The organism is Enterobacter sp. UPMP701, assembly GCF_053709515.1.
On the sequence record NZ_JBSKJN010000001.1, the window covers coordinates 1,072,507 to 1,099,395 of the forward strand.

Annotated in this window: 27 protein-coding genes and 1 other annotated feature; of the genes, 16 read left to right on the forward strand and 11 right to left on the reverse strand. The window is 53.9% G+C overall.

Annotation, left to right across the window (positions count from 1 at the left end; translation table 11 throughout):
* Positions 1 to 47 precede the first annotated feature (47 nt).
* The 8 genes from trpL (at position 48) to yedF (ending at position 8,339) form a co-directional block, all read left to right on the forward strand.
* The gene (trpL, locus tag ACWKXT_RS05240; protein WP_106993556.1) at positions 48 to 92 is read left to right on the forward strand and encodes a trp operon leader peptide; all 45 of its coding nucleotides are present in this window, start codon (positions 48 to 50) and stop codon (positions 90 to 92) included.
* Positions 69 to 162 (forward strand) — a sequence feature (Trp leader region). Its footprint overlaps the gene before it by 24 nt.
* A 23-nt stretch (positions 163 to 185) precedes the next feature.
* A complete protein-coding gene (locus ACWKXT_RS05245; protein WP_454531865.1) occupies positions 186 to 1,748 on the forward strand; it encodes an anthranilate synthase component 1 in 1,563 nt (520 codons plus the stop codon).
* A complete protein-coding gene (gene trpD, locus ACWKXT_RS05250; RefSeq protein ID WP_454526627.1) occupies positions 1,748 to 3,343 on the forward strand; it encodes a bifunctional anthranilate synthase glutamate amidotransferase component TrpG/anthranilate phosphoribosyltransferase TrpD in 1,596 nt (531 codons plus the stop codon). The genes ACWKXT_RS05245 and trpD overlap by 1 nt, the downstream gene beginning before the upstream one ends.
* 3 nt (positions 3,344 to 3,346) lie before the next feature.
* Complete coding sequence (trpCF, locus tag ACWKXT_RS05255; protein WP_454531866.1) at positions 3,347 to 4,705, forward strand: bifunctional indole-3-glycerol-phosphate synthase TrpC/phosphoribosylanthranilate isomerase TrpF; 1,359 nt, start codon at positions 3,347 to 3,349, stop codon at positions 4,703 to 4,705.
* Between the two features lie 10 nt (positions 4,706 to 4,715).
* Entirely contained in the window at positions 4,716 to 5,909 is a 1,194-nt protein-coding gene (gene trpB, locus ACWKXT_RS05260; RefSeq protein ID WP_454526625.1) for a tryptophan synthase subunit beta, read from the forward strand.
* Complete coding sequence (gene trpA, locus ACWKXT_RS05265; protein WP_454531867.1) at positions 5,909 to 6,718, forward strand: tryptophan synthase subunit alpha; 810 nt, start codon at positions 5,909 to 5,911, stop codon at positions 6,716 to 6,718. Before trpB ends, trpA begins: the two co-directional genes overlap by 1 nt.
* A 179-nt stretch (positions 6,719 to 6,897) precedes the next feature.
* Positions 6,898 to 8,109 (forward strand): selenium metabolism membrane protein YedE/FdhT, encoded by a 1,212-nt coding sequence (gene yedE / locus ACWKXT_RS05270; RefSeq protein ID WP_454531868.1) that lies wholly within the window; start codon positions 6,898 to 6,900, stop codon positions 8,107 to 8,109.
* On the forward strand, positions 8,106 to 8,339 hold the full coding sequence (yedF, locus tag ACWKXT_RS05275) for a sulfurtransferase-like selenium metabolism protein YedF (protein WP_003856774.1): 234 nt from the start codon (positions 8,106 to 8,108) through the stop codon (positions 8,337 to 8,339). The genes yedE and yedF overlap by 4 nt, the downstream gene beginning before the upstream one ends.
* A 43-nt stretch (positions 8,340 to 8,382) precedes the next feature.
* Here the strand turns inward: yedF and ompW are convergent, their stop codons facing one another.
* Positions 8,383 to 9,015 (reverse strand): outer membrane protein OmpW, encoded by a 633-nt coding sequence (ompW, locus tag ACWKXT_RS05280; RefSeq protein ID WP_454526622.1) that lies wholly within the window; start codon positions 9,013 to 9,015, stop codon positions 8,383 to 8,385.
* Between the two features lie 283 nt (positions 9,016 to 9,298).
* Here ompW and ACWKXT_RS05285 point away from each other — a divergent pair, with 283 nt between their 5' ends.
* The 4 genes from ACWKXT_RS05285 (at position 9,299) to yciA (ending at position 11,568) form a co-directional block, all read left to right on the forward strand.
* Positions 9,299 to 9,703, forward strand: a complete 405-nt coding sequence (locus ACWKXT_RS05285) for a YkgJ family cysteine cluster protein (RefSeq protein WP_080329326.1) — start codon at positions 9,299 to 9,301, stop codon at positions 9,701 to 9,703.
* Between the two features lie 25 nt (positions 9,704 to 9,728).
* The gene (locus ACWKXT_RS05290; RefSeq protein WP_454526621.1) at positions 9,729 to 10,472 is read left to right on the forward strand and encodes a YciC family protein; all 744 of its coding nucleotides are present in this window, start codon (positions 9,729 to 9,731) and stop codon (positions 10,470 to 10,472) included.
* 56 nt (positions 10,473 to 10,528) lie between these two features.
* Positions 10,529 to 11,068, forward strand: coding sequence for a septation protein A (locus ACWKXT_RS05295; RefSeq protein ID WP_061097985.1), 540 nt, complete (start codon positions 10,529 to 10,531; stop codon positions 11,066 to 11,068).
* A gap of 104 nt (positions 11,069 to 11,172) precedes the next feature.
* Positions 11,173 to 11,568 carry an acyl-CoA thioester hydrolase YciA gene (yciA, locus tag ACWKXT_RS05300; RefSeq protein WP_028013420.1) on the forward strand — a complete coding sequence of 132 codons (396 nt, stop codon included), beginning with the start codon at positions 11,173 to 11,175 and terminating at the stop codon, positions 11,566 to 11,568.
* Between the two features lie 39 nt (positions 11,569 to 11,607).
* Here yciA and tonB read toward each other — a convergent pair whose 3' ends face one another.
* The gene (gene tonB, locus ACWKXT_RS05305) at positions 11,608 to 12,330 is read right to left on the reverse strand and encodes a TonB system transport protein TonB (protein WP_454531911.1); all 723 of its coding nucleotides are present in this window, start codon (positions 12,328 to 12,330) and stop codon (positions 11,608 to 11,610) included.
* 221 nt (positions 12,331 to 12,551) lie between these two features.
* Here tonB and ACWKXT_RS05310 point away from each other — a divergent pair, with 221 nt between their 5' ends.
* Positions 12,552 to 12,848: a YciI family protein gene (locus ACWKXT_RS05310; protein WP_454526565.1), complete on the forward strand. Its 297-nt coding sequence runs from the start codon at positions 12,552 to 12,554 to the stop codon at positions 12,846 to 12,848.
* 34 nt (positions 12,849 to 12,882) lie between these two features.
* Here the strand turns inward: ACWKXT_RS05310 and leuE are convergent, their stop codons facing one another.
* Positions 12,883 to 13,518 carry a leucine efflux protein LeuE gene (gene leuE / locus ACWKXT_RS05315; RefSeq protein ID WP_454531869.1) on the reverse strand — a complete coding sequence of 212 codons (636 nt, stop codon included), beginning with the start codon at positions 13,516 to 13,518 and terminating at the stop codon, positions 12,883 to 12,885.
* Between the two features lie 108 nt (positions 13,519 to 13,626).
* Positions 13,627 to 13,800, reverse strand: a complete 174-nt coding sequence (locus tag ACWKXT_RS05320; RefSeq protein WP_086379783.1) for a YciY family protein — start codon at positions 13,798 to 13,800, stop codon at positions 13,627 to 13,629.
* 145 nt (positions 13,801 to 13,945) lie between these two features.
* Here ACWKXT_RS05320 and cls point away from each other — a divergent pair, with 145 nt between their 5' ends.
* Complete coding sequence (gene cls, locus ACWKXT_RS05325) at positions 13,946 to 15,406, forward strand: cardiolipin synthase (RefSeq protein WP_454531870.1); 1,461 nt, start codon at positions 13,946 to 13,948, stop codon at positions 15,404 to 15,406.
* A 33-nt stretch (positions 15,407 to 15,439) separates the two neighbouring features.
* Entirely contained in the window at positions 15,440 to 15,769 is a 330-nt protein-coding gene (locus tag ACWKXT_RS05330) for an HI1450 family dsDNA-mimic protein (RefSeq protein ID WP_006810881.1), read from the forward strand.
* 31 nt (positions 15,770 to 15,800) lie between these two features.
* Here the strand turns inward: ACWKXT_RS05330 and ACWKXT_RS05335 are convergent, their stop codons facing one another.
* The 7 genes from ACWKXT_RS05335 to ACWKXT_RS05365 form a co-directional block, all read right to left on the reverse strand.
* Entirely contained in the window at positions 15,801 to 16,670 is an 870-nt protein-coding gene (locus ACWKXT_RS05335; RefSeq protein ID WP_454531871.1) for an ion transporter, read from the reverse strand.
* Between the two features lie 14 nt (positions 16,671 to 16,684).
* Positions 16,685 to 17,689: a murein tripeptide/oligopeptide ABC transporter ATP-binding protein OppF gene (oppF, locus tag ACWKXT_RS05340; RefSeq protein WP_454526562.1), complete on the reverse strand. Its 1,005-nt coding sequence runs from the start codon at positions 17,687 to 17,689 to the stop codon at positions 16,685 to 16,687.
* Entirely contained in the window at positions 17,686 to 18,699 is a 1,014-nt protein-coding gene (gene oppD, locus ACWKXT_RS05345; RefSeq protein ID WP_454526561.1) for an oligopeptide ABC transporter ATP-binding protein OppD, read from the reverse strand. The genes oppF and oppD overlap by 4 nt, the downstream gene beginning before the upstream one ends.
* 11 nt (positions 18,700 to 18,710) lie before the next feature.
* On the reverse strand, positions 18,711 to 19,619 hold the full coding sequence (oppC, locus tag ACWKXT_RS05350) for an oligopeptide ABC transporter permease OppC (RefSeq protein ID WP_028013428.1): 909 nt from the start codon (positions 19,617 to 19,619) through the stop codon (positions 18,711 to 18,713).
* Positions 19,620 to 19,633: 14 nt separating this feature from the next.
* Positions 19,634 to 20,554, reverse strand: a complete 921-nt coding sequence (gene oppB / locus ACWKXT_RS05355; protein ID WP_028013429.1) for an oligopeptide ABC transporter permease OppB — start codon at positions 20,552 to 20,554, stop codon at positions 19,634 to 19,636.
* 83 nt (positions 20,555 to 20,637) lie between these two features.
* Positions 20,638 to 22,269 carry an oligopeptide ABC transporter substrate-binding protein OppA gene (oppA, locus tag ACWKXT_RS05360; protein WP_028013430.1) on the reverse strand — a complete coding sequence of 544 codons (1,632 nt, stop codon included), beginning with the start codon at positions 22,267 to 22,269 and terminating at the stop codon, positions 20,638 to 20,640.
* 771 nt (positions 22,270 to 23,040) lie between these two features.
* A complete protein-coding gene (locus tag ACWKXT_RS05365; RefSeq protein ID WP_080329348.1) occupies positions 23,041 to 23,688 on the reverse strand; it encodes a YchE family NAAT transporter in 648 nt (215 codons plus the stop codon).
* Between the two features lie 478 nt (positions 23,689 to 24,166).
* Between ACWKXT_RS05365 and adhE the strand changes: the two genes are divergently transcribed.
* Positions 24,167 to 26,845, forward strand: a complete 2,679-nt coding sequence (gene adhE, locus ACWKXT_RS05370; RefSeq protein ID WP_028013432.1) for a bifunctional acetaldehyde-CoA/alcohol dehydrogenase — start codon at positions 24,167 to 24,169, stop codon at positions 26,843 to 26,845.
* Positions 26,846 to 26,889 lie beyond the last annotated feature (44 nt).

Below are 26,889 nucleotides of genomic sequence, written 5' to 3' on the forward strand. Positions count from 1 at the left end.
GAACTAGTTAACTAGTACGCAAGTTCACACGAGAAAGGTATCTGAAAATGACAGCACATTTCACTCTGCACGGTTGGTGGCGCACTTCCTGATCTTCGGGCAGTGTCACGCGTCTGCGAAATGCAAACAGATACCCGCCCGCTACCCAGCGGGCTTTTTTTTGAACAAAATATGAGAACAACAACATGCAAACAGCCAAACCTCATCTCGAACTGCTGACCTGCGAGGCGGCCTATCGTCACAACCCGACCGCGCTGTTTCATCAGGTATGCGGGGCTCGCCCGGCAACGCTGCTGCTGGAATCTGCCGATATCGACAGCAAGGACGATCTCAAAAGCCTGCTGCTGGTCGACAGCGCGCTGCGCATTACCGCTTTAGGTGACACCGTCACTATCAAGGCATTATCAGAGAATGGCGCATCGCTGCTGCCGCTGCTGGATACCGCCCTGCCGTCAGGCATTGAAAACGAGCGTCACCCTGACATACGTATTCTGCATTTCCCGCCGGTGAGCCAGCTGCTGGACGAAGACGCGCGCCTCTGCTCGCTATCGGTGTTCGATGCCTTCCGTCTGCTGCAAAATCTGGTGACCGTGCCGGAAGATGAGCGTGAAGCCATGTTCTTCGGCGGATTGTTTGCCTACGATCTGGTTGCCGGTTTTGAAGATTTGCCGGACACCGAGCAGGGCAACCGCTGCCCGGACTATTGCTTCTATCTGGCCGAAACCCTGCTGGTGATCGACCACCAGAAGCAATACACCCGCATTCAGGCCAGCCTGTTCACACCATCTGCGCCTGAGAAAAACCGCCTTGAGCATCGCATCGCTCAGCTCCAGCAGCAGATGACTGAAGCGCCGTCTGCGCTGCCGGTGCAGCACGTGGAAAAAATGACATGCGACGTTAATCAGTCCGACGATCAGTACGGTGCCGTGGTTCGCCAGATGCAAAAAGCGATTCGCGCCGGGGAAATTTTCCAGGTCGTGCCGTCCCGTCGCTTCTCGCTGCCCTGCCCGTCACCGCTTGCGGCCTACGACGTGCTGAAGAAAAGTAACCCAAGCCCGTATATGTTCTTCATGCAGGACAATGATTTCACGCTGTTCGGCGCCTCGCCGGAAAGCTCGCTGAAGTATGACGCCACCAGCCGCCAGATTGAGATCTACCCGATTGCGGGGACCCGTCCGCGCGGCCGTCGCGCCGATGGCTCGCTGGATCGCGATCTGGACAGCCGCATCGAACTGGAAATGCGTACCGACCACAAAGAACTCTCCGAGCACCTGATGCTGGTTGACCTGGCGCGTAACGATCTGGCGCGCATTTGCACCCCGGGCAGCCGCTACGTGGCGGATCTGACCAAAGTCGACCGCTATTCCTTCGTGATGCACCTGGTCTCCCGCGTGGTCGGTGAACTGCGCAACGATCTCGACGTGCTGCACGCCTATCGCGCCTGCATGAACATGGGCACCCTGAGCGGTGCGCCAAAAGTGCGCGCCATGCAGCTGATTGCCACCGCCGAAGGACGTCGTCGCGGCAGCTACGGCGGCGCGGTGGGTTACTTCACCGCGCACGGCGATCTCGATACCTGCATCGTCATCCGCTCTGCCTATGTCGAAGACGGTATCGCCACCGTTCAGGCGGGTGCCGGGATTGTTCTTGATTCTGTTCCGCAGTCTGAAGCTGACGAAACCCGCAGTAAAGCACGCGCGGTATTGCGCGCCATCGCTACCGCACACCACGCACAGGAGATTTTCTGATGGCTGATATTCTGCTGCTCGATAATATCGACTCTTTTACCTATAACCTGGCAGATCAGCTGCGTGCGAATGGTCATAACGTCGTTATCTACCGCAACCACGTTCCGGCGCAGACCCTGATTGACCGTCTGGCAACCATGCAAAACCCTGTGCTGATGCTCTCCCCTGGGCCAGGCGCGCCGAGCGAAGCAGGCTGTATGCCGGAGCTGCTGACCCGCATGCGCGGCAAACTGCCGATTATTGGTATCTGCCTCGGTCACCAGGCGATCGTGGAAGCCTACGGCGGTTACGTCGGCCAGGCGGGTGAAATTCTCCACGGTAAAGCCTCCAGCATTGAACATGACGGTCAGGCGATGTTTGCCGGGCTGCCAAACCCGCTTCCGGTCGCGCGCTACCATTCGCTGGTCGGGAGCAATATTCCGGCCGGGCTGACCATCAACGCCTCGTTTGAAGGGATGGTAATGGCGGTACGTCATGATGCGGATCGCGTCTGCGGAATGCAGTTCCACCCGGAATCGATTCTCACCTCGCACGGCGCGCGTCTTCTGGAGCAAACGCTCGACTGGGCGTTGCAGAAACTGGAGCAGACCAACACCCTGCAGCCGATTCTGGAAAAATTGTATCAGGCGCAGACCCTGAGCCAGCAGGAGAGCCACCAGCTTTTCTCCGCCGTGGTTCGCGGCGAGCTGAAGCCTGAGCAACTGGCCGCTGCGCTGGTCAGCATGAAGGTTCGCGGCGAAAGCCCGCAGGAGATCGCCGGTGCGGCCACGGCCCTGCTGGAAAATGCCGCCCCGTTCCCGCGCCCGGACTATCAGTTTGCCGATATTGTGGGGACCGGCGGTGACGGCAGCAACAGTATCAATATTTCGACCGCCAGCGCCTTTGTGGCCGCAGCGTGTGGCCTGAAAGTGGCAAAACACGGTAACCGCAGCGTCTCCAGCCGTTCCGGATCGTCCGATCTGCTGGCCGCGTTTGGTATCAATCTGGAGATGAATGCGGAACGTTCGCGTGAAGCGCTGGATGACCTGGGCGTCTGCTTCCTGTTTGCGCCCAAGTATCACACCGGTTTCCGCCACGCGATGCCGGTTCGCCAGCAGCTGAAAACCCGCACGCTGTTTAACGTGCTCGGCCCGCTGATCAACCCGGCCCATCCGCCGCTGGCGCTGATTGGCGTTTACAGCCCTGAGCTGGTGCTGCCGATTGCCGAGACGCTGCGCGTGCTGGGTTACAAGCGTGCCGCCGTGGTTCACAGCGGTGGTATGGATGAAGTTTCGCTGCATGCGCCGACGCTGGTGGCCGAACTGAACAATGGTGAAGTACTCAGCTATCAGCTTGAAGCGTCTGATTTCGGCTTAACGCCATATCATCAGGACGCGCTGGCAGGCGGTACGCCGGAAGAAAACCGTGACATTCTGACGCGCTTACTACAAGGTAAAGGTGAGGCAGCTCATGAAGCCGCCGTGGCCGCCAACGTCGCCATGCTGATGCGTTTGCACGGTGAGGAAGACCTGAAAGCCAATGCTCAAAAAGTTCTGGATGTACTGCGCTCCGGTGCAGCTTACGATCGCGTTACCGCACTTGCGGCAAGAGGGTAAAGAATGCAGACCGTTTTAGCGAAAATCGTTGCCGATAAGGCCATCTGGGTGGAAGCACGCAAAGCAGAGCAGCCGCTTGCCAGTTTCCAGAACAAGGTTGTCCCAAGCAGCCGTCGTTTCTACGACGCCCTGCAGGGTGCGCGCACCGCGTTTATTCTGGAGTGCAAGAAGGCCTCTCCGTCTAAAGGCGTTATTCGTGACGATTTCGACCCGGCGCGAATTGCCGGTATTTATAAGCATCATGCGTCGGCCATTTCCGTGCTGACGGATGAGAAATATTTCCAGGGCAGCTTCGATTTTCTGCCGATCGTCAGCGGCATCGCGCCGCAGCCGATCCTGTGCAAAGACTTTATTATCGACCCATATCAGATCTGGCTGGCGCGCTTTTACCAGGCCGATGCCTGCCTGCTGATGCTCTCGGTACTGGACGACGAACAGTATCGCCAGCTTGCTGCCGTGGCGCACAGCCTGAATATGGGCGTGCTGACCGAAGTAAGCAATGAAGAAGAGCTTGAGCGCGCGATTGCGCTGGAAGCCAAAGTGGTCGGCATTAACAACCGCGATTTGCGTGACCTGTCGATCGACCTGAACCGCACGCGCCAGCTGGCTCCACGTCTGGGCTCTGGCGTCACCGTTATCAGCGAATCTGGCATTAACAGCTACGCCCAGGTGCGCGAGCTGAGCCACTTTGCCAACGGTTTTTTGATTGGCTCCGCCATGATGGAACATGACGACCTCAATGCGGCGGTGCGTCGCGTGTTGTTGGGTGAAAACAAAGTCTGCGGCTTAACCCGCGAACAGGATGCCCAGGCCGCTTATGAGGCCGGGGCCATTTACGGCGGGCTGATTTTCGTGGATTCATCCCCTCGCGCGGTCAGCGAAGAGCAGGCGCATAAGGTCATAGCGGCGGCCCCGCTCAGCTATGTCGGTGTATTCCGCAATGCGGATATTGCAGACGTTGCGGCAAAAGCCGACGCGCTATCCCTGAGCGCGGTACAGCTCCACGGTAGTGAAGATCAGGCTTATATCGATACCCTTCGTACCGTTCTCGCGCCTCAGATTCAGATCTGGAAAGCGCAGAGCGTTGGTGACACCCTGCCCGCGCGTAACCTGAATCATGTTGATAAATACGTGCTCGACAACGGCCAGGGCGGCACCGGTCAGCGCTTTGACTGGTCACTGCTGAACGGCGAAAAGCTGGACAACGTCCTGCTGGCGGGTGGATTAAGCCCGGATAACTGTGTAGAAGCCGCTAAAACCGGCTGCGCAGGCCTCGATTTCAATTCAGGCGTAGAGTCAGAGCCGGGTATTAAAGATGCCAGCAAACTGGCCTCGGTGTTTAAAACTCTGCGTGCATATTAAGGAAGAGAAGATGACGACATTACTTAACCCGTATTTTGGTGAATTCGGCGGGATGTACGTCCCGCAAATCCTGATGCCCGCGCTGCGCCAGCTGGAAGAAGCGTTCGTGAGCGCGCAGAAAGATCCGGCATTTCAGGCGGAATTTACCGACCTGCTGAAAAATTACGCGGGCCGTCCAACGGCGCTGACCAAATGCCGCAACCTGACCGAAGGCACAAAAACCACGCTGTATCTGAAGCGTGAAGACCTGCTGCACGGCGGCGCGCATAAAACTAACCAGGTGCTGGGCCAGGCGCTGCTCGCAAAACGCATGGGTAAAACTGAGATCATCGCCGAAACCGGCGCAGGTCAGCACGGTGTGGCTTCTGCGCTCGCCAGCGCCCTGCTCGGCCTGAAGTGCCGCATCTACATGGGTGCGAAAGACGTTGAGCGTCAGTCACCGAACGTGTTCCGTATGCGCCTGATGGGTGCTGAAGTGATCCCGGTACACAGCGGTTCCGCCACGCTGAAAGATGCCTGTAACGAAGCGCTGCGCGACTGGTCCGGCAGCTATGATACCGCGCACTATATGCTCGGCACCGCAGCGGGTCCGCACCCATTCCCGACCATCGTGCGCGAATTCCAGCGCATGATCGGCGAAGAAACCAAAGCGCAGATCCTTGAAAAAGAAGGACGTCTGCCGGATGCGGTCATCGCCTGCGTTGGCGGCGGATCTAACGCCATCGGCATGTTTGCCGACTTCATCGAGGACGCCACTGTGGGTCTGATTGGCGTCGAGCCTGCCGGTCACGGCATTGAATCGGGTGAGCACGGCGCGCCGCTGAAGCATGGCCGCGTGGGGATCTACTTCGGTATGAAATCCCCAATGATGCAGACCGACGAAGGTCAGATTGAAGAGTCTTACTCTATCTCTGCCGGCCTCGACTTCCCATCCGTCGGTCCACAGCATGCGTATCTGAACAGCACCGGTCGTGCAGACTATGTCTCCATTACCGATGACGAAGCGCTGGAAGCCTTTAAAACGCTGTGTCGCAGCGAAGGGATCATCCCGGCGCTGGAGTCTTCCCACGCCCTGGCGCACGCACTGAAAATGATGAAAGAAAACCCGGAAAAAGAGCAACTGCTGGTGGTTAACCTTTCCGGCCGCGGTGACAAAGATATCTTCACCGTTCACGACATTCTGAAAGCACGAGGGGAAATCTGATGGAACGCTACGATAATGTATTTGCTGAACTGAAATCCCGCCAGGAAGGCGCGTTCGTTCCCTTCGTCACCCTGGGCGACCCCGGCCCGGAACAGTCGCTGAAGATTATCGACACCCTGATTGAAGCCGGTGCAGATGCGCTGGAGTTGGGTATTCCGTTCTCTGACCCGCTGGCAGACGGCCCAACCATTCAGAATGCGACCCTGCGCGCGTTTGCGGCAGGCGTTACGCCGACCCAGTGTTTTGAAATGCTGGCGGCGATTCGCCAGAAGCACCCGACCATTCCGATCGGCCTGCTGATGTACGCGAACCTGGTTTTCAGCCGCGGTATTGATGAATTTTATGCCGAATGCGCCCGAGTCGGTGTCGACTCGGTGCTGGTGGCCGACGTGCCAGTGGAAGAGTCTGCGCCGTTCCGCCAGGCAGCAATGCGCCACAACGTCGCGCCAATTTTCATCTGCCCGCCGAACGCCGATGACGAACTGCTGCGCCAGATTGCCTCTTACGGACGCGGGTATACTTATCTGCTCTCCCGCGCAGGCGTGACCGGCGCCGAGAATAAAGCCGCGCTGCCGCTGCATCACCTGGTGGAAAAACTGGCTGAATACCATGCCGCACCTCCGCTGCAGGGGTTCGGGATTTCATCCCCGGATCAGGTCGCTGCGGCAATTGATGCGAAGGCGGCCGGTGCCATCTCCGGCTCCGCGATTGTGAAGATCATCGAAAAGAATGTGGACAAGCCCGAGCAGATGCTGAGCGAGCTGAAGACATTCGTGACCGAGATGAAAGCGGCAACGCGTAAAGCATAACGGCTCCACCGTCTGGCATCCTGGCCAGACGGTTCCCCCTCCTTCCCTTCGAACAACAAAGGGTTATGGCAAAATTGATCCCGTCGATATTTTCGGTGTGAATGGCTTTTCAAACTTTCGCGTAAGCGTATGATCTGGACTCTTTTTAGCACTAATCCTTCTGAGTTCAGAGGTTTTTCATGTCATGGCATACCTTCAAACAGACTTACCTGGTTAAGTTCTGGTCACCTGTTCCGGCCGTCATCGCGGCAGGCATTCTTTCTACTTATTATTTCGGTATTACCGGCACCTTCTGGGCCGTGACCGGCGAGTTCACCCGCTGGGGTGGGCAACTGCTGCAGCTCGCAGGCGTACATGCCGAGGAATGGGGCTACTTTAAACTCATTCACCTGGACGGAACCCCGCTGACCCGCATTGACGGGATGATGATCATCGGCATGTTCGGCGGCTGTTTCGCAGCAGCATTGTGGGCAAACAACGTTAAGTTGCGTATGCCCAAAAGCCGTATTCGCATCATGCAGGCGGTCGTCGGCGGTATCATTGCCGGGTTTGGCGCCCGGCTGGCGATGGGCTGCAACCTGGCCGCTTTCTTTACGGGTATTCCTCAGTTCTCTCTTCACGCCTGGTTCTTTGCTGTCGCCACCGCGATTGGCTCTTACTTCGGGGCAAAATTCACCCTGCTGCCGCTGTTCCGCATTCCGGTGCAAATGACAAAAGTCAGTGCCGCGTCTCCGTTAACCCAAAAGCCCGATCAGGCGCGTCGCCGCTTTCGCCTCGGTGTGCTGGTCTTTCTGGCTATGGTCGCATGGGCCATTTGCACGGCGCTGAATCAGCCAAAACTCGGCCTGGCGATGCTTTTCGGCGTTGGTTTTGGTTTGCTGATTGAACGCGCGCAGATCTGCTTCACCTCCGCGTTTCGCGATATGTGGATCACCGGGCGGACGATGATGGCGAAGGCGATTATTGCCGGTATGGCGGTGAGCGCTATCGGCATCTTCAGCTATGTTCAGCTCGGCGTTGAACCGAAGATCATGTGGGCTGGCCCGAACGCGGTGATTGGCGGTCTGCTGTTTGGCTTCGGTATCGTACTGGCGGGCGGCTGTGAAACCGGCTGGATGTACCGCGCCGTCGAAGGCCAAGTGCATTACTGGTGGGTTGGGCTTGGGAACGTAATAGGTTCTACCCTCCTGGCCTACTTCTGGGATGACGTCTCCCCGGTGCTCGCCACGAACTGGGACAAGGTCAATCTGCTGAACACCTTTGGCCCACTCGGTGGACTCATGGTGACTTATGCCCTGCTGCTGGTCGCTTTTTTACTGGTTGTCGCACAGGAGAAACGCTTCTTCCGCCGTGCCGCCGTCAAAACTGAAACGCAGGAGAACGCTGCATGAAAGAGATCGTCCCCGATTATCGTCTGGATATGGTCGGTGAACCCTGTCCGTACCCGGCTGTCGCCACGCTTGAGGCGCTACCTCAGCTCAAAAAAGGTGAAATTCTGGAGGTGGTGAGCGATTGTCCGCAATCCATCAACAACATTCCGCTGGACGCGAAAAACCATGGCTACACGGTGCTGGATATCCAGCAGGACGGGCCAACCATTCGCTATTTGATTCAGAAGTAGTCTACGATATGCGCCCCCCTGGGGGCGCACTGAACGACAGGAATTAAAAACGATACCCCGCAGAGAACATGAACACCCACGGATCCAGGCGAGTATTGATACTTTGCTGCTCACCGCCCGCTTTGAAGCGTACGTCCGTGTCAATGTCCATATACCAGACTGAGGCGTTGATCAGCCAGTCACGGTTAATCAGATAATCCAGACCAACCTGCCCCGCCATACCCCACGAGTCTTTCAGGCTGAGATCGGAAAGGCCGGCCTCTTTACCGGTATCGTTAAATTTCTCATCAAAGAAGGTGGTGTAGTTCACACCCGCACCAATATACGGACGCACCTTGCTGTTGGCATCGCCAAAGTACCATTGCGCCATCAGCGTTGGCGGTAAATGGTGAACCGTGGCGATATCACCGGTGGCCCCGAGGCCAACGCGATGACGGAACGGCGTTGCGGCCAGAAGCTCAACGCCAATGTTATCCGTCGCCATCCAGGTGAACGTTAAGCCTAACTGGGTGTTATTGCTGACGTTAAAACCGCCCATTCCCAGCACGTTATCAGAACCTTCCGTTGGACGAACCGTTGCCGAACCGGCACGAATAAAGAATTCGCCTGCTTCATGCGCGTACGCGCCGCCAGAGAGACTGCTTAATACAAGGGCTGCCACCGCTAATTTTTTCATATCCGCTCCATCGTTGTGGTTTTAATCGCGGGTGAGAATATACTCACAAATGAGTAATAAGTGATCTGCTACAGATCACATTAAAACCAGTAAGTTAACATTCATTGATCTGGGTTAATTTTTTGTGGCGAATCGAAAAGCAATAAGTTGTTTCCATGTCAATTTTTGGCATCTCACCGTTACAAAATTTTCTCATTATCCCCTCTTGCTCTTCCTCTGGCGGCTGGATAATTTATCGCTCTTACAAGTTGATTTGATGCGTTCTTCTTTTTGCAGGTGTGCCATGAGTGAAGTTAACCCGTGCATGACGTGCGGAGCCTGTTGTGCGTATTTTCGAGTCTCTTTCTACTGGGCCGAAGCCAGCGATGGCGGCGGTACCGTTCCGGTTCATCTCACTGAGCCTGTCACCCCTTTTCTGCGATGCATGCGCGGTACCAACCAAAAGCAGAGCCGTTGCGCGGCGTTGCAGGGTGAGCCCGGCATCTCTACCCGGTGTTCCATCTATGAGGATCGTCCCAGCCCGTGCAGGGAATTTGCCATGTCCGGCGAAGATGGGCAGGTCAATGAAGCCTGTAATCGTGCCCGGGCACGCTTTGGATTACCGCCGCTTTACAAAGATATGCTTTTCCATACAAGCCTTGATGCTGCCACAGCAGGTGCATCCGGTGTACAATTGCCGGCTAATTAACACCTGCAATACTCAAGGAGAGTGCATGTCTATCACGGCGAAGTCTGTCTACCGTGACACGGGAAACTTTTTCCGCAATCAGTTCATTACCTTTTTACTGATCGCGTTGCTTTGCGCCTTTATTACTGTGGTGCTGGGTCATGCGTTCTCACCGAGTGAAGAACAGATTGCCAGCCTGAGCCAGGGCGACCATCTGGCAGGAAGCGTGGGGCTGTTTGAACTGGTACAAAATATGACGCCGGAACAGCAACAGATTCTGCTGCGGGCTTCTGCCGCATCCACTTTCTCCGGGCTCATTGGTAATGCAATTCTGGCGGGTGGCGTTCTGCTGATGATTCAGCTGGTGTCGGCGGGTCATCGGGTCAGCGCTTTACGGGCAATTGGCGCCAGCGCGCCGGTCTTACCTAAGCTGTTTATCCTGATCTTTTTAACCACCATGCTGGTGCAGATGGGGATTATGCTGGTCGTAGTGCCGGGTGTGTTACTGGCTATTGTGCTCGCGTTTGCCCCCGTGATGGTCGTGCAGGATAAAATGGGCATTTTTACCGCGATGCGCAGCAGCATCAGGCTGGCATGGACGAACATGCGTCTGGTGGCTCCTGCCGTGATCGGCTGGCTGCTGGCTAAAACGCTCCTGCTCCTGTTTGCACCCAATTTTGCAGTCTTAACGCCTAATGTTGGCGCGGTGGTAGCGAATACGCTGAGCAACCTGATTTCTGCGGTACTGCTTGTCTATCTGTTCCGCCTGTATATGTTAATTCGTCAGTAACCCTGATGCCGGGTGCATGACCGGGCCCGGCTCAACACAGAAGATGGAATCACAGAATGAAGCAGTTTCTTGATTTTTTACCGCTGGTGGTCTTTTTCGCGTTTTACAAACTGTATGACATTTACGCTGCCACCACCGCGCTGATTATTGCGACAGCGGTTGTGCTGATCTACAGCTGGGTGCGTTACCGTAAAGTTGAGAAAATGGCGCTGGTGACGTTCGTGCTGGTGGCCGTATTCGGCGGTCTCACCCTGTTCTTCCACAATGATGAATTTATTAAGTGGAAAGTGACGGTGATCTACGCGCTGTTTGCGGGGGCGCTGCTCATCAGCCAGTGGGTGATGAAAAAACCGCTGATTCAGCGCATGCTCGGTAAAGAGCTGACGTTGCCTCAGGAAGTCTGGTCGCGCCTGAATATCGCGTGGGCGGTGTTCTTTATTCTTTGCGGTCTCGCCAATATCTATATCGCCTTCTGGCTGCCGCAGAATATCTGGGTCAACTTTAAGGTCTTCGGCCTGACGGCCCTGACGCTGATTTTCACTCTGTTAAGCGGCGTTTATATCTACCGCCACATGCCGCAGGACGACAAGCACTGATTGTTGACTGACCAGAACGTGTTCGACAGACGTTCTGGTCTATTCTCTCCGCTGTGAAATCATAGTAGCATCCCGCCTGAAGTCTTCCGTTACGAGTTAAAACAATGACAACAAATAACGCCCCTCAGGGCGAACTGGTTTTACGCACACTGGCAATGCCCGCTGACACCAATGCCAATGGCGATATTTTTGGCGGCTGGCTGATGTCGCAAATGGATATGGGCGGCGCAATTCTGGCGAAAGAGATTGCCCACGGACGCGTGGTGACCGTGCGGGTGGATGGGATGACCTTCCTGCGCCCGGTTGCGGTAGGAGATGTGGTCTGCTGTTACGCCCGCTGCGTAAAGCGCGGCAATACCTCCATCTCTATCAACATTGAAGTCTGGGTGAAGAAAGTCTCTTCTGAACCCATTGGACAGCGCTATAAAGCGACAGAAGCGCTGTTTATCTATGTTGCGGTAGATAGCGAGGGTAAACCTCGTCAGCTTCCGCCAGCCTGAATACGGGCAAAAAAAAAGCCTCCATCCGGAGGCTTTTTGTTATTCCATCTGCGCCCCGCCATTCAGGCGGAAAACAATGTTCACGATTAGCCCGCTACCCGGTTTACCGGCTTCGTAGCGCCATCTGCGCATTGCGGATTTGACTTCACGCTCAAACATGTTCGAAGGTTGTGCAGACAGTATCTCTACGTTATCTACGCGGCCATCCGCAGTGACGTCAAATTTCACCCGCACGCGGCCTTCAATGCGCAAGGCCTGTGCACGAGCAGGATACTGCGGCTGGTTACGGCTCAGCGCGCGCGGGCCCGCCGGTGCGGCAACCGTCGGTTTAGCTGCCGGCGCGTTGTTATTCATAACCGGACGCGAAGGCGCTGCATTCTCCACCGGCTGGGTCGTGCGCGGTTCAACAGGGCGTTCTTCACGTTTCGGACGCTCCTCGACCTTTTTCACCGGCTTTGGCTTCGGCTTGGGTTTCGGCTTCGGCTCAGGTTTGTGGATCACCACCGGTGCCTCCTTCGGTGGCTCCGGAACTGGCTCCGGTTCCGGTTCCGGCTCAGCAACCGGCTGTGGCGGTGGTGGCGCAACCTGCGGCGGTTCGAGATCCGCTGGCGATACCATGGTCACCGAAATCGGCTGCGCGGGTGCGGGCATTTCAATAACCTGATGAACCGAGGTGTAGAGCAAACCCGCCACGACGGCACCGTGAATCACGACGGACAGCAGCGTCGGCCAGGGAAAGCGGCGAGGTAAATCAAGGGTCATCGAAGTCATAATCATCAACATTAAAAAATCGAACCCTGATTTTAAATGCAAATAGCAATCATATTCAATAAGACACTTTGTTCTGGCGCAATTTAAGCGGCAAGGTGGTCAAAAAAGGGGCATCCAGATCAGGGTATTAACATTGTTTTTATCTTTACATTGCAGTCAATTGCCCTTTCACATAACGTAACTGACACTTTTAACGGTTAAGGAGCTTCACCGTGCTTTACGTGATTTACTCTGAAGATGTCGCTGATTCCCTCGAAAAACGCCTCTCTGTTCGCCCTGCCCATCTGGCTCGTTTGCAGCTGCTGCAGGATGAAGGCCGTTTGCTGACCGCGGGCCCAATGCCAGCAGTCGACAGCAATGACCCGGGCGCTGCCGGTTTTTCTGGCTCCACGGTTATTGCGGAGTTTGAGTCTCTTGAAACGGCGCAGGCCTGGGCTGACGCAGACCCTTATGTTGCAGCGGGTGTGTATGCGAAAGTAACAGTTCGGCCGTATAAGAAAGTGTTCTGATGTAAAAAAGGCTCCGGAAGGAGCCTTTTTTACATCAATGCAGCGACGCCAACCTTGCCGCAAATCCAACAAACAGCAGCCCTATCAGCCCGTTTCCCAGCTTTGCCAGTTTCTTTTTGGTTTTCAGATAACGCGTGACAAACGCGCCTGAGAAGATCAGGAAGCTCATATACATAAAGCTAATTAGCTCAAGCGTGGTTGCGAGGATCAGGAAAGACGTGCCGGTGCTCTGTGCATTCACGTCAATAAACTGCACGAAGAACGAGACGTAGAACAGGATCGCTTTGGGATTCGTCAGGCTTAACACCAGCGAGCGCTTCATGATCGTGCTGGCAGGTTCGGGACCGCTCTCCTGAGCATTTTTTTGGCGGTTCACCACTGACCAGAGCATTTTGCCGCCCAGCCACAGCAGATAGAAAGCCCCCAGATAACGCACGATATTAAACAGTACCGGCGTGGTCTGGATTAATGCCGCGACGCCCGCCCAGGCCAGAAACATCAGTACTGCATCACCGATAAACACACCGGTCGCGGCAAGATAACCTTTTTTAACGCCGTGCCCGATCCCGGTTTTCAGCACAAACAGGGTGTTCGGCCCGGGTACCAGCACGATAAAAAATGCGCCAACAACATACGTCCAGAAATTCAGTACGCCAAACTCCGCAAACACTTCTCCCTCCTTTTGCTAAACACAACAGGAACAACGCTGCAAATACGCTATTCCTAAAAAATCAGACGCTAAAAAATCAGCGGGCACCTTTACGGTGCCCTCATGGCTTCAGATATCCTGGACGGCGAACAGCAGCGCGTTGCGGTGCCGGGTCAGTCCACATTTTCTGATGGCGTGTATACGCATATTGCGGCGGGATTGTGCTTCCAGCCAACGAGCCTTGCGACGACTCACCTGTCGCAACATGCGCCAGCGCCCTACTTCTGTTCTACTGCGCTTCATGTCTACAACTCTTTCTGTTACAGAGGCGCCATTATAAACCCAACCCGACAGCAAACCAGCGCTTTTACCTGGCGTTTTTATTTGCCAGATGAATCCTGATGCGTACACTCATAACAATACGCTTTCAAAAGGATTTTTTTTACCTATGACAACCTTCTACACCGTGGTGAGTTGGCTGGTCATTCTGGGATACTGGCTGTTAATCGCGGGTGTGACGTTACGCATCCTGATGAAGCGCAGAGCCGTACCCTCTGCCATGGCCTGGCTTCTGATCATTTACATCCTCCCACTGGTGGGAATTATTGCTTATCTCTCCTTCGGTGAGCTTCATCTGGGTAAACGACGCGCCGAACGCGCGCGCGCCATGTGGCCTTCCACCGCGAAGTGGCTTAACGATCTCAAAGCCTGCAAGCATATCTTTGCCGAGGAGAACAGCAGCGTCGCCTCCTCGCTGTTCAAACTCTGCGAGCGCCGCCAGGGGATTGGCGGCGTTAAGGGCAATCAGCTCCAGCTACTGACATCATCCGATGATGTCATGCAGGCGTTAATCCGCGATATTCAGCTGGCTCGTCATAATATTGAGATGGTGTTTTATATCTGGCAGCCTGGCGGCATGGCTGACCAGGTAGCGGAATCCCTGATGGCGGCCGCACGCCGGGGCATTCACTGTCGCCTGATGCTTGACTCTGCGGGCAGCGTGGCATTTTTCCGTAGCCCCTGGGCGGGTATGATGCGCAATGCCGGTATTGAGGTGGTTGAGGCGCTGAAGGTTAATCTTCTGCGTGTGTTTCTGCGCAGGATGGACCTTCGCCAGCACCGTAAAATGGTCATGATCGATAACTATATTGCCTACACCGGCAGTATGAACATGGTTGACCCGCGCTTCTTTAAACAGGACTCCGGCGTTGGACAATGGGTTGATCTGATGGCACGCATGGAGGGGCCGATTGCCACCTCGATGGGGATTGTCTACTCCTGCGACTGGGAGATAGAAACCGGCAAGCGTATCCTTCCGCCACCGCCGGACGGCAATATTATGCCGTTTGAAGAGGCCAGCGGTCATACGATCCACACCATTGCTTCCGGGCCGGGCTTCCCGGAGGACTTGATTCATCAGGCGCTGCTCACCGCAACCTACTCCGCGCGTGAATGCCTGATCATGACCACGCCCTACTTTGTCCCCAGCGATGATCTGCTGCACGCCATTTGTACCGCAGCGCAGCGCGGCGTCGATGTCAGTATCATTCTGCCACGCAAAAATGACTCACTTCTGGTGGGCTGGGCCAGCCGCGCCTTCTTTAGCGAACTGCTGGCCGCCGGGGTTAAAATTTACCAGTTTGAAGGCGGGCTGCTGCACACCAAGAGCGTCCTTGTCGACGGCGAATTAAGCCTGGTGGGCACGGTTAACCTCGATATGCGCAGCCTGTGGCTAAACTTTGAAATCACCCTGGTGATTGACGACGCCGGCTTTGGCGGCGACCTGGCGGCGGTTCAGGATGATTATATCTCCCGCTCGCGGCTGCTGGATGCCAGACTGTGGGTAAAACGTCCGTTATGGCAGCGAATAGCTGAACGACTGTTTTACTTCTTTAGTCCGTTGCTGTAAAACGTGCCCAACGATGTTAAACAGGTAGTCATCATGGAAATGGATCTGAACAATCGCCTGACCGAAGACGAAACGCTCGAGCAGGCCTACGACATTTTTCTCGAACTGGCGGTTGATAACCTCGATCCTGCAGACGTGATCCTCTTTAATCTGCAGTTCGAAGAGCGTGGCGGCGCCGAATTGTTTGACCCGTCAGAAGACTGGGCTGAGCATGTGGACTTCGACCTGAATCCGGACTTCTTCGCCGAAGTGGTGATTGGCCTGGCTGATGAAGATGGCGGCGAAATTAACGATATTTTCGCCCGCGTCCTGCTGTGTCGCGAAAAGGACCACAAGCTGTGCCATATTCTCTGGCGCGAATAATAAAAAAGGCTGCAATGGCAGCCTTTTTTATTTAATCCGGTAACGCGCTTCCGCAGCGGTTACAAAACCGCGCGCTGTGTTCATGATCGCCCTGGTGGCAGTTCGGACATTTGCGCTGCAGCTTCCGGCTCTGAAAAGCGCTGCTCATGTGCGTGGTAATCAGCCCCGTTGGGATCGCAATTACCGAATACCCAATCAGAATCAGCACGGATGCCACTATCCGCCCCAGCGGCGTATGGGGCGTGATATCGCCATACCCCACGGTCGTCACTGTCACTATCGCCCAGTAAACGGAGGCATTGAGTGTCGTGAAGCCATATTTCGGCCCTTCTATCAAATACATCAGCGCGCCAAAAACAATCATGACGATGGCAATAAACGAATAGAAGAGAATAAGCTGATGGCGTGCGCTGACGATCGCGCTCCAGAATACGCGCAGCGACGGCATAAAGCGCAGTAATTTCAGAATTCGTAATACCCGAATAACGCGCATCGCTCGCCAGGCGAAAACATAGTTAAGGCTGATTTCCGGCCATAGCCACATCACGTAGAGCGGCAGGATCGTCGCTAAATCAATAAAGCCCCAGAAGCTGAATACGTATTTCGCCGGATTGGGCCAGCAGATCACCCGCAGAATATACTCAGCGGTAAAGACCAGGGTAATGATCAACTCCAGCCAGACAAACGCATGCCATTCCTCAAATGTCAGGTGATATTGCGTACCGACACCCGATTCAATAAAGATGACCACCACGCTGAGTAGCGCAAACAGCGCACAAAGACCTTCGAAACGGCGTCCCGATGCCGTTTGAGGATCGAATAAAAGATGATATAGCCGCCGACGGGCTGAGGTGAATAAACGCGACACAGTGACCTCGCAAAAAATAAGGGCTGACATCATGTCAGCCCTTGCGATTATAGCGGGTCTACTTTCAGGCAGGAAACCGCATGTCGGAAGCTGCCTTCCAGAACCGGCCGCGTTTTCGCGCATTCCGGTCCGGCTATCGGGCATCGTGTACGGAAAACGCACCCTGATGGCGGGTTGATCGGTGACGGTAATTCCCCTTCCAGAAGCTGAATCGTCTTATTCTTCTCCAGATCGGGATCGGGGATCGGCACCGCCGACATCAGCGCTTTGGTATAAGGGTGCAGCGGATTGTGGTACACCTCGTCATAGGTCCCCAGTTCCACGGCATGACCAAGGTACATCACCAGCACGCGGTCAGAGATGTGTTTTACCACCGCCAGGTCGTGAGCAATGAAGATCAGCGACAGCCCCATTTCGCGCTGTAGTTTCTGCAGCAGGTTCACCACCTGCGCCTGAATGGATACGTCCAGCGCGGAAACCGGTTCATCACAGATAATCAGTTTCGGCTCAAGAATAAGCGCACGCGCGATGCCAATACGCTGACACTGGCCGCCTGAAAATTCATGCGGGTAGCGGTTAATCAGGTTAGGCAGCAGCCCGACTTTCAGCATCATCGCCTTCACGCGGTCACGCACTTCCTGACGCGGCATCTTCGGATGATAGGTGCGCAGCGGCTCGGCAATAATTTCACCGATAGTCATACGTGGGTTTAATGACGCCAGCGGATCCTGGAAAATCATCTGGATGTCGCTACGCACGTCGCGCCACTCGTCGGGTTTCATGCCCAGCAGATCTTTACCCAGCCAGGCCACTTTGCCGCCGGTGGCTTTGACAAGACCAATAATGGCGCGCGCAAAGGTGGATTTACCGCAGCCGGATTCACCCACCACGCCCAGGGTTTCCCCCTCATACAGACGCAGGGTGACGCCATCTACCGCTTTCAGGGTCTTTGGCGGCTGCCAGAACCACTGTTTGCCGTCTTTGATATCGAAATGCACCTTTAGGTCAGCGATTTCGAGCAGTACGTTGCGTTTTTCATCTACTGCGTTCATACCAGCTCCTCCTGCGGCTTAAAGCAGGCGCGCAGACGGCCTGGGGCAAATGCTTCCAGTGGCGGCGCGCTGTTACAGATTTCCATCGCGTGCGGGCAGCGCGGCTGGAACGGACAGCCTTTCGGCAGACGCAGCAGGTTTGGCGGGTTGCCCGGAATGGTGAGCAGGGATTCCCCTTCCGCATCAAGACGCGGCACCGCATTCAGCAGACCAATCGAGTACGGGTGGGCAGGCTGATAGAACACGTCACGCGCTTTGCCGTATTCCATAGTACGGCCAGCATACATCACCAGCACTTTGTCACAGATGCCGGCCACCACGCCCAGGTCGTGGGTGATCATGATAATCGCCGTGTTGAACTCACGCTTCAGCTCGTTCAACAGGGTCATAATTTGCGCCTGCACGGTGACGTCCAGTGCGGTGGTCGGTTCATCGGCAATCAGCAGCTTTGGCCGGCACAGCAGCGCCATCGCAATCATCACGCGCTGACGCATACCGCCAGAAAACTCGTGCGGGAACATGCGCATGCGCTTACGCGCTTCCGGCATTTTCACCGCATCCAGCATTTTGACCGACTCTTCAAAGGCTTCCGCTTTGCCCAGGCCTTTATGCAGCATCAGGACTTCCATCAGCTGCTCGCCGACGCGCATATACGGGTTCAGCGAGGTCATCGGATCCTGGAAAATCATTGAGATCTGCTCGGCGCGCAGCTTGTTCAGCTCGTGCTCCGGCAGGTTGAGGATTTCACGACCGTTAAACTTCGCGGAACCACCAATCACACCGTTAGCGGCCAGCAGGCCCATTAACGCAAATGCCGTCTGGGATTTTCCGGAGCCGGATTCACCCACGATCCCCAACGTTTCCCCTTTGCTCAGGTTAAAGTTGAGATCGTTGACCGCAGTAACATCGCCGTCCGGGGTTTTAAAGGTCACGCGGAGGTCTTTCACATCCAGCAGAAGATTGCTCTGCTGCTGCGCCTGTGGCGCGGTGGCCGTTTCAATAATTGTCATGACGGCGCTCCTTAACGGTCTTTCGGGTCGAGGGCATCACGCAGGCCATCGCCGATAAAGTTAAAACAAAACAGGGTGACGACCAGGAAACCTGCCGGATAGAGCAGTAACCACGGTGATACTTCCATTGAGTTTGCCCCATCGCTTAGCAGCGCGCCCCAGCTGCTGAGTGGCTCCTGCGTGCCCAGCCCCAGGAAGCTGAGGAAGGATTCAAACAGGATCATGCTTGGCACCAGCAGTGAGGCATAAACCACTACCACCCCCAGCACGTTAGGCACGATATGGCGAACCACGATATTACTGGTTGATACGCCCCCGACCTGCGCCGCTTCGATAAACTCTTTGCGCTTGAGGCTCAGGGTCTGGCCGCGCACGATACGCGCCATATCCAGCCACGACACCATCCCGATGGCCACGAAGATCAACAGGATGTTCTGGCCGAAGAAGGTCACCAGCAAAATAACGAAGAACATAAACGGGAAGGAGTTCAGGATTTCCAGCAAACGCATCATCACTGAGTCTACTTTGCCGCCAAGGTAGCCGGAGAGCGCGCCGTAAAGCGTCCCCACGATCACCGCCACCAGCGCGGCGGCGATACCGACCATCAGGGAAATACGACCACCAATCGCCACGCGCACCAGCAAATCACGGCCGGATGAATCGGTACCGAAATAGTGGCCGGACTCCATATCCGGCGCGCTGGACATCATGCCCCAGTCTGTATCGAAATAGGTAAATTGCGACAGCATCGGCGCCAGGGTCACAAACAGCGCGATGATCACCAGCACAACCAGGCTGGCGACCGCGGCACGGTTGTGCATAAAGCGACGGCGCGCGTCCTGCCAGAGGCTACGACCTTCTACTTCCAGTTTTTCACTGAAGTTTTCCAGCGCCTCGCTGTTTTTCTTACTCAACATCATGGCGTGCTCCAGCGTTAGTAACGGATTTTCGGGTCGATAACGGCATACAGCACATCGACAACGGCATTAAAGAGAATGGTCAGCGCGCCCACGAGGATCGTGAGGCTCAGAACAAGCGAGTAGTCACGGTTAAGCGCCCCGTTAACGAACAGCTGACCAATACCCGGCAGGCCGTAGATTGTTTCGATAACCATTGAACCCGTAATGATGCCGACAAACGCTGGCCCCATATAGGAGAGCACAGGCAGCAGCGCTGGCTTGAGCGCGTGGCGGAAGATAATCCGGCGCATCGGCAGCCCTTTCGCGCGCGCGGTACGAATGAAGTTTGAGTGCAGCACTTCGATCATTGAACCACGGGTAATACGCGCAATACTGGCGATGTACGCCAGCGATAATGCCACCATGGGCAAAATCATAAACTTCAGTGCCCCGCCGTTCCAGCCGCCGCCGGGCAGCCATTTCAGCGTGATGGCAAATATCATCACCAGTAATGGCGCGACAACGAAGCTGGGTATGACTACCCCGGTCATTGCCACCCCCATTACGGCATAATCCCATTTGGTATTTTGTCTGAGCGCGGCGATAACGCCTGCGGTGACCCCGAGAACGACGGCCAGAATGAATGCTGCAGCACCCAGTTTTGCCGAGACCGGGAAGCTGGAGGCCACCAGATCGTTAACGGAATAGTCTTTATATTTAAATGACGGTCCAAAATCACCGTGCGCCAGCTGCTTCAGATAATTGAAGTATTGGGTGGTGATGGGATCGTTCAGGTGATACTTCGCTTCGATGTTGGCCATGACTTCTGGCGGCAACGTACGTTCACCGGTAAATGGACTTCCCGGTGCGAGACGCATCATAAAGAAGGAAATCGTAATTAGAATAAATAACGTTGGTATCGCTTCTAGACAGCGACGCAGGATAAATTTCAACATTGCCCGTACCTTCTGGCGTGTGCCTGATGAATGTTACAAAGTAGACACAGTGGGGCAAGCCAGGCCCGCCCCACGTATTGCCATTAATGCTTGATAATATAAAGATTCTTAACGGAAATATTATCCAACGGGTCTTTACCGGTGTAACCCCCTACCCACGGTTTCACCAGGCGGGCGTTAACGTAGTAGTAAACCGGTACAATTGCAGAGTCTTTATCGAGCTGTTCTTCTGATTTCGCGTACAGTTCTGCGCGTTGTGCATCGTCAGACACTTTCAGCGTTTCAGCGATGATTTTGTCGAACGCCGGGCTCTTATAGTGCGCCGTGTTGTTCGAGCTGTCGCTGAGCATGGTGTTCAGGAAGGATGTCGGTTCGTTATAGTCTGCACACCAGCCCGCACGCGCCACGTCGAAGGTCCCCTGATGACGCGTATCGAGGAAGGTTTTCCACTCCTGGTTTTCCAGCTTAACGTTCACGCCCAGGTTTTTCTTCCAGATAGACGCAACGGCAATCGCCAGTTTTTTATGCAGATCTGACGTGTTGTAAAGCAGGTTGAAAGTCAGAGGCTTGTCTGCGGTATATCCAGCTTCAGCCAGCAGTTTTTTCGCTTCTTCGTTACGTTTTTCCTGTGACCACTTGAACCACTCAGGCTCAACCAGTTTCATTCCATCGGTATAAGGAGGCGTATAGCTGTACGCCGGCAGATCGCCCTGGTTTTTCACTTTGTTCACGATGATATCGCGATCCAGTGCCAGCTTCAGCGCAGTACGAACGCGTACGTCGGTGAACGGTGCTTTCTGGTTGTTGATTTCGTAGTAATAGGTACACAGGTACGGATCGACGTGAACTTCTTTCGGGATCTCTTTTTTCAGCTTCTGGAACAGTTCAATCGGCATGTTGTTATAGGTCATGTCGATTTCACCGCTGCGGTAGCGGTTAACGTCGGTCACTTCAGAAGAAATTGGCAGGTAGGTAACCTGGTTAATCACGGTCTTCGCGTTATCCCAGTACTGCGGGTTACGCTCCAGCACCATGCGTTCGTTGACTACCCAGTCTTTCAGCTTATAGGCGCCGTTAGTCACGATATTGGCAGGCTGCGTCCATTTTTCACCAAATTTTTCCACGGCGGATTTTGGTACCGGAGAAACGGACGGGTGAACCAGCAGCTTATAGAAGTACGGAACAGGTTCGCTCAACGTCACTTCAAAGGTATTGGCATCGATCGCTTTCACGCCCAGGTCGGTGACCGGTTTTTTACCGGCGATGATGTCATCGATATTGGCGATATGGCCATACTGCAGATAGCTCGCATACGGAGAGGCGGTATTGGGATTCGCCAGGCGCTGCCAGCTATACACGAAATCTTCGGCGGTAACCGGTGTACCGTCGGACCATTTGGCATCTTTACGCAGATGGAAGGTCCAGACTTTGAAATCTTTGTTTTCCCACTTTTCTGCCACACCCGGTGCCGGGTGGCCGTCTACGTCAGTGACCAGCAGACCTTCGAACAGATCGCGGTTAACGTTTGACTCAGGAACACCTTCAATTTTGTGCGGGTCGAGAGACTGCACTTCCGCACCGTTGTTACGCACCAGCGTCTGCTTCTCAGCCAGTTGCACACCTGCAGGAACGTCCGCAGCCATTGCAGCGTTGCCCGCGATTAGCGCAGTTAAAATCCCCGCCGCTACCAGATTTTTTTTTGTGATGATGGACATTGTGTTGGTACTCCACTCATTATAATTACTGGCTTTCGCCAGCTGTCTAATCCCCTGTTGGGGCCCGTACAGCGCAGGAGTTTTTTTTGCTGCTGTCAGGTTCTTTTTTTACTTCTTGCTATCACCGACTTTTTTATTACTGACCGCTCGTATGGCCGTCTTGCGTCGATTCTTTACAGGCCTCCCCTGTTTGAGACCTGTGCCGGATATCTGAGAAGAGGACTATATGAAAATAATTCTCATCTGATTGTTTTATGCTGCAAAATAGTAGGCCGGAAAGTATCAAATGGCGTAATCACGCGCCAATACATTTTGCAAATTTGTTAAGCAATTCTCTTTTACAGTGAGTGCCTTCGCATTGGTGGCAGCCCTGCCAGACGTTGAATGCCATCAAAAATACATGACATTCAATAAGATAGAGAAAATCATCTCTACAAGCGCGTCGCTGCGCTATCATCGAGTGGTTTTGTACAATAATTTAACAATTGATTATTATTTAGCACATTCGTCTAACGGAATGTTGAAATTACTAATATCATTTCGGTTATCTCTCAGCAAGCCCCAGAGTATCATGTGAGTAAAATAACAGATCGTTCGAGGATTTTCTGTGCAGGTGGGTCGTAGAGGAATGCATAACTCTATGAAATATAAGAGATGAACATTATTAGTAGAATTTATTATGATATGTAAGCATTTCAACTTTAGTTATATGATTTGCTGATAATTACGTAAAAAAAACGGCGACGCAGCGCCGTTCTTTCATATGAAATATTAGTGTAATAAACCGGGGAAAATGCTTTTAATACCCGTGACGATAAACTCGATCCCTAATGCCATCAGCAACAGACCCATAATACGCGTAATAACGTTAATGCCGGTCTGTCCCAGCCAGCGCACCAGCCACGGCGCCATGCGGAACACTCCCCAGCAGCAGAGCGCGAAAACGGCAATGGCAACTGAAAAACCAATCAGGTGCATGAGACTATGGTAGCGCGTGCCCCAGACAATGGTTGAACTGATGGCACCCGGGCCCGCCATCAGAGGTAGCGCCAGCGGAACCACGCCGATACTTTCGCGGATAGCGGTTTCCGACTTCTCCTGCTTATTCTGTTTGTCCTCACCCAGCTTACCGCTGATCATCGACATGGCAATGGTCACCACCAGGATGCCGCCGGCAATGCGGAAGGAATCGATCGAGATGCCGAAGAGCTGAAGAATAGCGTCACCAAGAAACAGCGACGTGAGCAAAATGATCGCCACAGACAGGTTAGCGGTGAGATTGGTTTTGTTCCGGGCCGCCGCCGTCTGGTAACTGGTCATACTAATGAAGACAGGAATGATTCCCACCGGATTGACCAGGGCAAACAAACCAATAAAAAATTTGAAATACGTTGGAAAATCAAAGAGCGATTGGATCACGTTTTGCTCCGCTATTGCGCATGCCCGGGACTGATACGTTGTCATGAAAAATCGCGCTGAAGATACGCTTTTTACGAGCATACTTCACCAGAAATCTGTGCCAAAACGTTAGCATTTCAGAATGTTAAACATATGTTGATTCAATGATAGCGCCGCTTCCAATAGTTACTTAATTAATTAACAGTGGAAAAATATCCATGAAATAACCCTGCTGAAAGGTATCAGCTTGGTAGAAAATTGACGCAGATCATGATTTTCGTACTCAGAAGTGAGTAATCTTGATTACGCCCCCAGGGAGGTCACCTGACAAAAAGGGATGATGCTAAGGTAAGGCTCTTTTAGTAAATTAGTGTACCGGAGCATAAAGTAACTCTTTGTTTTACTTTATGTAACGCAAGTCGTATTGGCACTGACTATACTGTCTGACGTATCGAGCGCTGGTTTACTAAAAGAGTTTAAACATTATCAGGAGAGCATTATGGCTGTTACTAATATCGCTGAACTGAACGCCCTCGTCGAGCGCGTTAAAAAAGCCCAGCGTGAATATGCCAATTTCACCCAAGAACAGGTTGATAAAATCTTCCGCGCGGCCGCTCTGGCTGCTGCAGATGCTCGAATCCCTCTCGCTAAAATGGCCGTTGCCGAATCTGGCATGGGTATCGTTGAAGATAAAGTGATCAAAAACCACTTTGCTTCAGAGTATATCTACAACGCCTATAAAGATGAGAAAACCTGTGGCGTTCTGTCTGAAGACGACACCTTCGGGACTATCACCATCGCCGAACCTATCGGCATCATTTGCGGTATTGTTCCAACCACTAACCCGACTTCAACGGCTATCTTCAAATCACTGATCAGTCTGAAAACCCGTAACGCAATCATCTTCTCTCCACATCCACGTGCGAAAGACGCGACAAATAAAGCCGCAGACATCGTTCTGCAGGCAGCAATTGCTGCGGGCGCGCCAAAAGATCTGATTGGCTGGATCGACCAACCTTCTGTTGAACTGTCCAACGCGCTGATGCATCACCCGGACATTAACCTGATTCTGGCGACGGGTGGTCCTGGTATGGTTAAAGCAGCATACAGCTCCGGTAAACCAGCAATCGGTGTAGGCGCAGGTAACACCCCAGTTGTTATCGATGAAACCGCTGACATCAAACGTGCAGTTGCGTCTGTACTGATGTCTAAAACCTTCGATAACGGCGTTATCTGTGCATCTGAACAGTCTGTAGTCGTTGTTGATTCCGTGTACGACGCAGTACGCGAACGTTTCGCCAGCCACGGCGGCTACCTGCTGCAGGGTAAAGAGCTGAAAGCGGTTCAGGACATCATCCTGAAAAATGGCGCGCTCAACGCCGCTATCGTGGGTCAGCCAGCCTATAAGATCGCTGAACTCGCAGGCTTTACCGTTCCGGCAACCACCAAAATCCTGATCGGTGAAGTTAAAGTTGTCGACGAAAGCGAGCCGTTTGCTCACGAAAAACTGTCTCCAACGCTTGCGATGTACCGTGCGAAAGATTTCGAAGACGCGGTAGAGAAAGCTGAGAAACTGGTTGCCATGGGCGGTATCGGTCATACCTCATGTCTGTATACCGACCAGGATAACCAGCCTGAGCGTGTTGCCCACTTCGGCCAGATGATGAAAACTGCCCGTATCCTGATTAACACCCCTGCTTCTCAGGGTGGTATCGGCGACCTGTATAACTTCAAACTCGCACCTTCCCTGACTCTGGGTTGTGGTTCCTGGGGTGGTAACTCCATCTCTGAAAACGTTGGTCCTAAGCACCTGATCAACAAGAAAACCGTTGCTAAGCGAGCTGAAAACATGTTGTGGCACAAACTTCCGAAATCTATCTACTTCCGCCGTGGCTCTCTGCCAATCGCGCTGGATGAAGTGATTACTGATGGCCACAAACGTGCGCTCATCGTGACTGACCGTTTCCTGTTCAACAACGGCTACGCTGACCAGATCACCTCTGTGCTGAAAGCGGCTGGCGTTGAAACTGAAGTGTTCTTTGAAGTTGAAGCTGACCCTACCCTGAGCGTTGTGCGCAAAGGTGCTGAGCTGGCTAACTCCTTCAAACCAGATGTGATTATCGCACTGGGTGGTGGTTCCCCAATGGACGCCGCGAAAATCATGTGGGTGATGTACGAACATCCGGAAACTCACTTCGAAGAGCTGGCGCTGCGCTTTATGGATATCCGTAAACGTATCTACAAGTTCCCGAAAATGGGCGTGAAAGCGAAGATGATCGCGGTCACCACCACTTCCGGTACCGGTTCTGAAGTGACGCCATTCGCGGTAGTAACGGATGATGCAACCGGTCAGAAATACCCACTGGCTGACTACGCGCTGACCCCAGATATGGCTATCGTTGATGCCAACCTGGTCATGGAAATGCCGAAATCACTGTGTGCGTTCGGTGGTCTGGATGCGGTGACTCACGCGCTGGAAGCCTACGTTTCTGTGCTGGCGTCTGAGTTCTCTGACGGTCAGGCTCTGCAGGCTCTGAAACTGCTGAAAGAAAACCTGCCAGCGTCCTACAACGAAGGTTCTAAAAACCCTGTAGCACGTGAACGCGTCCACAGTGCAGCAACCATCGCCGGTATCGCGTTTGCTAACGCCTTCCTGGGTGTTTGCCACTCTATGGCGCACAAGCTGGGTTCTCAGTTCCACATTCCTCACGGTCTGGCGAACGCCCTGTTGATCAGCAACGTTATCCGCTATAACGCTAACGACAACCCAACCAAGCAGACTGCTTTCAGCCAGTACGACCGTCCGCAGGCACGTCGTCGTTATGCTGAAATCGCAGATCACCTTGGTCTGAGTGCACCGGGCGACCGTACTGCTGCGAAGATTGAGAAACTGCTGGCATGGCTGGAAAGCCTGAAAGCTGAACTGGGTATTCCTAAGTCTATCCGTGAAGCAGGCGTTCAGGAAGCTGACTTCCTTGCTCACGTAGACAAGCTGTCTGAAGATGCATTCGATGACCAGTGTACAGGTGCTAACCCACGCTACCCACTGATCTCCGAGCTGAAACAGATTCTGCTGGATACCTACTACGGTCGTGAGTTCAAAGAAGGTGACGTTGCGGCTGTTAAAACAGAAGCTCCGGTCATTAAAGCTGATAAGAAAGCGAAGAAAAGCGCTTAACTGACAGCCTGATGAAAAAACCCGCCTGAATGGCGGGTTTTTTT